Annotated in this window: 10 protein-coding genes; all 10 read right to left on the bottom strand. The window is 51.8% G+C overall.

Features of this window, described 5'->3' with window-relative positions; genetic code table 11:
- Window positions 1-164: 164 nt before the first annotated feature.
- The 10 genes from IPL17_RS14395 to IPL17_RS14350 are packed head-to-tail and all read right to left on the bottom strand — an operon-like array spanning window position 165 to window position 4,747.
- Window positions 165-428 carry a hypothetical protein gene (locus IPL17_RS14395; RefSeq protein WP_345307771.1) on the bottom strand — a complete coding sequence of 88 codons (264 nt, stop codon included), beginning with the start codon at window positions 426-428 and terminating at the stop codon, window positions 165-167.
- A gap of 15 nt (window positions 429-443) precedes the next feature.
- Entirely contained in the window at window positions 444-1,058 is a 615-nt protein-coding gene (locus tag IPL17_RS14390; RefSeq protein ID WP_345307770.1) for a hypothetical protein, read from the bottom strand.
- Window positions 1,001-1,447, bottom strand: a complete 447-nt coding sequence (locus IPL17_RS14385) for a hypothetical protein (RefSeq protein WP_345307769.1) — start codon at window positions 1,445-1,447, stop codon at window positions 1,001-1,003. Before IPL17_RS14385 ends, IPL17_RS14390 begins: the two co-directional genes overlap by 58 nt.
- Entirely contained in the window at window positions 1,447-1,584 is a 138-nt protein-coding gene (locus IPL17_RS14380) for a hypothetical protein (RefSeq protein ID WP_345307768.1), read from the bottom strand. The genes IPL17_RS14385 and IPL17_RS14380 overlap by 1 nt, the downstream gene beginning before the upstream one ends.
- Entirely contained in the window at window positions 1,581-2,006 is a 426-nt protein-coding gene (locus tag IPL17_RS14375) for a hypothetical protein (protein WP_345307767.1), read from the bottom strand. The genes IPL17_RS14380 and IPL17_RS14375 overlap by 4 nt, the downstream gene beginning before the upstream one ends.
- On the bottom strand, window positions 2,003-2,401 hold the full coding sequence (locus IPL17_RS14370; RefSeq protein WP_345307766.1) for a hypothetical protein: 399 nt from the start codon (window positions 2,399-2,401) through the stop codon (window positions 2,003-2,005). The genes IPL17_RS14375 and IPL17_RS14370 overlap by 4 nt, the downstream gene beginning before the upstream one ends.
- Window positions 2,358-2,594, bottom strand: coding sequence for a hypothetical protein (locus IPL17_RS14365; protein WP_345307765.1), 237 nt, complete (start codon window positions 2,592-2,594; stop codon window positions 2,358-2,360). Before IPL17_RS14365 ends, IPL17_RS14370 begins: the two co-directional genes overlap by 44 nt.
- Window positions 2,595-2,635: 41 nt before the next feature.
- Window positions 2,636-3,055 carry a hypothetical protein gene (locus IPL17_RS14360; RefSeq protein ID WP_345307764.1) on the bottom strand — a complete coding sequence of 140 codons (420 nt, stop codon included), beginning with the start codon at window positions 3,053-3,055 and terminating at the stop codon, window positions 2,636-2,638.
- A 50-nt stretch (window positions 3,056-3,105) separates the two neighbouring features.
- A complete protein-coding gene (locus IPL17_RS14355; RefSeq protein ID WP_345307763.1) occupies window positions 3,106-4,011 on the bottom strand; it encodes a phage major capsid protein in 906 nt (301 codons plus the stop codon).
- Window positions 3,941-4,747 carry a hypothetical protein gene (locus IPL17_RS14350; protein WP_345307762.1) on the bottom strand — a complete coding sequence of 269 codons (807 nt, stop codon included), beginning with the start codon at window positions 4,745-4,747 and terminating at the stop codon, window positions 3,941-3,943. Before IPL17_RS14350 ends, IPL17_RS14355 begins: the two co-directional genes overlap by 71 nt.
- Window positions 4,748-4,815 lie beyond the last annotated feature (68 nt).

Genomic DNA, 4,815 nt, shown 5'->3' with positions numbered 1-4,815 from the left:
TTTGTTGACCTCAATGGTTATATCTCGTCTAGCTTTCCATCTCAGCCACCATAACAACTGACCGCCGCCGAATATCTCATGGGGTTCTTTTCCAAATTCGGCGGCGTAATCCATTCGAGCGACCCAACTCGGCGCGGTCGCTGTACCTGCTAACATGCTATTCCTCAGGCCGCGCCGTTCGTAGGGGGGACAAATGCCTCACCGATCGCTTTCAGAAATTGCATGATGTACTCGGATAATTCCTTGCGGGGTATATCCTTGAACATCTTGCGGGCTTTATCAACGCCCACGTACTGACCGGCATCGTCTACAACGAAACCGCACATCTTCAGATAGACTTCTTTATCCGTACTCTCGAATAAAAAGAAGCCATCTTCGATGCTCATTACTTCGTCATACCGTTCTTTGGTGACGACTATTTTTATCACTGGTAAACCTTTCTACTAAGTAACCGTTGCGACTTCATTGACAACAATGATTGATGCATATTGCGCGGCTGTGGAGTTATAACCAGCGCGGAAGGAACAGGAAACGGTATTATTCCCGTCAAGGTCACCAAACGCATCCCATGTTTCATACGAGCCAGCCAGGTTGATCTTGACCGTCTTATAAGTGTATGCCGTGCCTGCGCTTGTCAATGCAGAGCCTTCAAACTTCAACTGTAAGAGGCGGGGAGTGCCAGCCACAAAAGCGGCGTATTCTGTTTCTGCGCTGCTGTTGTGTTCGTATGTCAGGTCAAGCGTGACTTCGGGCTGTGTGCCTTTGGCAAACGAGAAGTAAAGATTGCCATCAGCAGTCCAGACCGCTTTCCAGCCTGTGACGATGTTCAACGTGCCAGACAGTAGGGTGTTGGCTACTTGGGTTGTGCCAATCGTGCCGGCGACCGCGTCAATGTACAGCTTGCCTTTGCTTGTCAGCAAATCTTCAACGGTCGGAGCAGACAACGCGCCTGTAAAGGTTGTGTTTGTCCACTGGCGACCGATCCAATTCGACGAGATGTTTACAACTTCGCCAGCCGTGAATGTGATCGTAATGCTTTCACAGAATGAATACTCCATCTCGCGAGCCTGGATATTATCGCCGCTCTCGATGGTGTAAGTCTTGACTGTGTTCTGTGCGGTGGTCGGGAAAGTGTAGGTATAAATCTTTCCAGTTCCCGCGCCGTCAGCGACAGCCGCGACCGTCTTGATACCCGCGTCAAACGGATAGAAGCATTGCTCGAAGTCATCGGGCTGTCATCAAACGCAATCGAGGCCGCTTTCTTTGGCAGGGTTGTGCGATTGACAGGGGCTAAATAGCCGATATGCTCATTGACAAACTCAACAACGCTGTCATCCTTCGCGCCGTTGGTCATCAGGCGTTGGACACTGGTCGCGGCGACTGCCGTACCTGCTGTGGCTTCGCGCCCGAATTGGGTCTTACGTAGGCTAACAATTCCTTCAGCCATTATTTACCTTCCTTTGTAAACTCGACATACAAACCAGAATCGAGCAGGCGTTTCTTGCCGAATTTCTTTACTTCCTCTTCGGTCAGGTCGCGGGCTGGAATGTCTGGGAGAAAATTTCCATCACCGATATATTTCATGTGTTCTCCAATATCTTGACGTTGCTTATCGTGAAGCGGTAGCCGATCATCTCGACACCGGCGTATTGAAAGTTTTGAAGTAACTCGTAATCAATACCTTCGAATGCGCTGATCGTGCCGCCGAATCGGTCGCCGCTATCAGACACTTCCGCCAATAATGCGGATGATATGCTGTCAATGTACGGGCTAATCAATGCCATGTCACGCGCTAAATCTTTGCGGGCTGTCAGCAGTTCGATGGCGATATTTACGAGATGCTTACGTGTTCCCATTGCGCCGTTGACAAGCCGCCCGTTCATCACATACGACATTGCAAACGGGTAAACATTCGCGCCCTCGGTCGGATTGACGGGAGCCTGACGGATGCCAGACACGCCAGAAACAACCGTTACAATCGCGTCAAGTGCGGACCGTACACTCATTCAATCACCCGCATAAATGGCGCAAGTAAAGCCGTCACATCACCATCAGCGGCGGGAATGGACAAACGTATCTCACCGAGTGCAGACATTCCAGACGAGCCGAGCGGAGTTGCGAAGCGTTTGAATAGCCGTTCACTTTGCAGGATGCAAGCCTGCTTGACCTGTGCGGGGACGGACGGCCAGCCGAAAGCCGCTGTGACCTTTACGCCCTTGCGCGTGCGCGGGAAATAGAAGTCACCGTTGACAGTTGTCTCGATAGCTTCGTAAGGCCATCCGCTGCGGGGATTGTACGGACGCAGGTTGTAATCTGTGGCCGCCCAGGTGTTTTCGTAAACACCGTCACCATCATCGTCAGTGTACAGAAGCAGACCCGTCGGCAGTTGAGATGTCGTCAAGCCATAGAACATCCCGCGCTTCGGCTGTGAAGTATCGCGTCTCTGTGGCGGGGCTAAAGCGTCTGCCTGTCACATCGTCAATCCAACGAGATACAGCCTCGACAACTTCAGTCAGGACAATATCGCTTGTCGTGTCTGTGATGTTTAGGCGGTCACTCGCTTTGATGTCGCTTATTGAGGCGTAAGATGCCATAATATCCTAACTGGGCAGGCTGTTACACCTGCCCAATATGATTAGAGGGTGACGATCTGAGCCGCGTAAGCGGTTGAGACGGGGTAATTTTTGCCACGATAAAGGATCGCAATCGTGCTGTTTGCAATCGCCTGAGCGACAGTCGTACCAGCCACCTTGAAGAAAGGCTTGGCAGATGCAACAGGCATATCGATAACGAATTGCTTGCTTCCGTCAGTGTCGGCCAGATTGGACAATGCCGCGCTTGCGACATCGGTATAAGCTCCGCCAGTTGTCGCGGATGATGTGATCTTGAAAGTACCAGAGCCGCCAGCGGTAGCCGCGCCTGTTGAGAGGACGAACATCACGCGGTCGTAGCCTGTACCATCTACCGCAACAGCGGTCATAGCACCTGCGCCGCCAGCGGAAGGAACGACCGCATTGACGATCTTGATTTTGTCAGCTAATTGAGTATTTCTCATGTTTGCATTCTCCATAAAAGGGGCGGCTGTTACACCGCCCCGATTATTATTTAGGCGTGCTGGAGCAGGGTCTTGAAGGCTTCGGCCTGAAGTACGCCGTAACCTCGGAAGATGCTGGCGAAGATGCCGACCTGACCATTGGCCATGTACAGGTAAGGATTGCGCTGTACCATCATGCCAGGTTTCTCAACCACACCGAACAGGTTGAAGTTACCAAAGGCAACTGCTTTCTTGGTCGCGGCGACCGCTTCCATGTCATCAGAGCGGAAAACGGGCATGTTGAACAGACCATCGAAAGCGTAGTAGTTCGTTCCGAATACGCCCTTGAGATACCATTCGGTCGCATTCTTCATAATAAAGCCAGTCTGTCCAGTGACGTTGTATCCACCGTTCAACGAGCCAACGAGGGAGGCCAGTTCGGGGATGGTGATCGCGGTCGCGGATGCGGTTGTGATACCGGAGGCTTGAGCGGAAGCATACAGCGCAGCGGTCGCAACTGTGTTTTCAGTTCCGGCTTCGGCGCGGCCGAGAGCTTCCATCAGCCATTGATCAAAGTTTGTGCCGTTGTAGGACAAAAATTCTTCGGAGGCTTTGACGAGCTTGGTATATTTGCTGAGTACCAAATCCACCTGGTCGATGGTCGCTTCGTTCTCGTCATACGCGGCGGCTTCTGCGGTCAACACAAAGTCAGTGTGGGCAGTGCCTTCAGCGGGAACAAGAAGATGATCGGCAGGGGTTGTGAATTTGCTTGTGGGGCCTTGACGCACCCATGAGGCGAGGTCGCGCTTGGCGATGATCTGAGCATACAGCGGGTCAGGCACGAGATAACCACCGGTCGCGCCATTGGTGACGTTGAAAGCGGCTTTGATGTTGGAGTAGGAGCTATCAGGAGTGATAAGACCGCCGATTGACCTGCCCGGTCTTGATCCATGACTTGAAAGCACCGATGCCGTCATTGTCATCATCGGTCGGCTTGGTGGTGTGATAGCCAGGGGCTTTGACGTTCTTGAGTTCGTCAACGGCTTTACGATAGCCAGCTTCCTCCGCCGCTTTGATTGCGGCCTGTTTGTCAGCTTCGGCTTTGATTTCATTCTCGCGCTGAGCAAGTGCTTCAGCTACCGCTTGAGCGACTGCGGTCTTGATTTCGTCAGACATGATGTTATTCTCCATTTTTGAATTTGTTTGTTTTGTTTCGTCAGTATCGGACAACGCCGCATCAGACGGTAGCAACGATTTAAGGGACATTACAGTATTGCGTGGTTCGGCAGGGGTCGGGGTAAGTGATGCTTCACCGATAAACCAAGTCTTGATATGGAAGGCTTTACCGACTGGCTCGCGCTCAACAAGGTGAGGAAGCGCACCGCTTGAGTATCCGAGCTTCCCGCTTTCTGCCATTGCGTAAATGGCTTTCTCGTACTCGTCACGCAGATCCATTTGAGAATCAGCCCACACGCCGACATCATCAACTTTTGTTTTTGTCTTGCCGATGATGCGTTTCTTGAGTGTGCTATCCATGCCGTGATTGTAGAGAAGCGGCATGTCAGCGGGTAAGTTGATGTTAGTCTTTGCATCGAAATAATCACCGACCAGATCGGGCGCGGAAGCGTCAGAGAAGCGGACAAGATACCCGCCAATCTTCCCGTTTCCGAGTGCTTTTATTTCTGTTCCAAATGCAATCAGTTCATCTTCCATGTGTTACTCCGTAAAACGCAAATAGCCCCGCTGTCTTTTCAGACACACGAGGCCAGTACAACGACTAA

It is taken from the genome of Candidatus Villigracilis saccharophilus (genome assembly GCF_016711665.1).
This window is presented reverse-complemented; position numbering and strand designations above follow the sequence as displayed.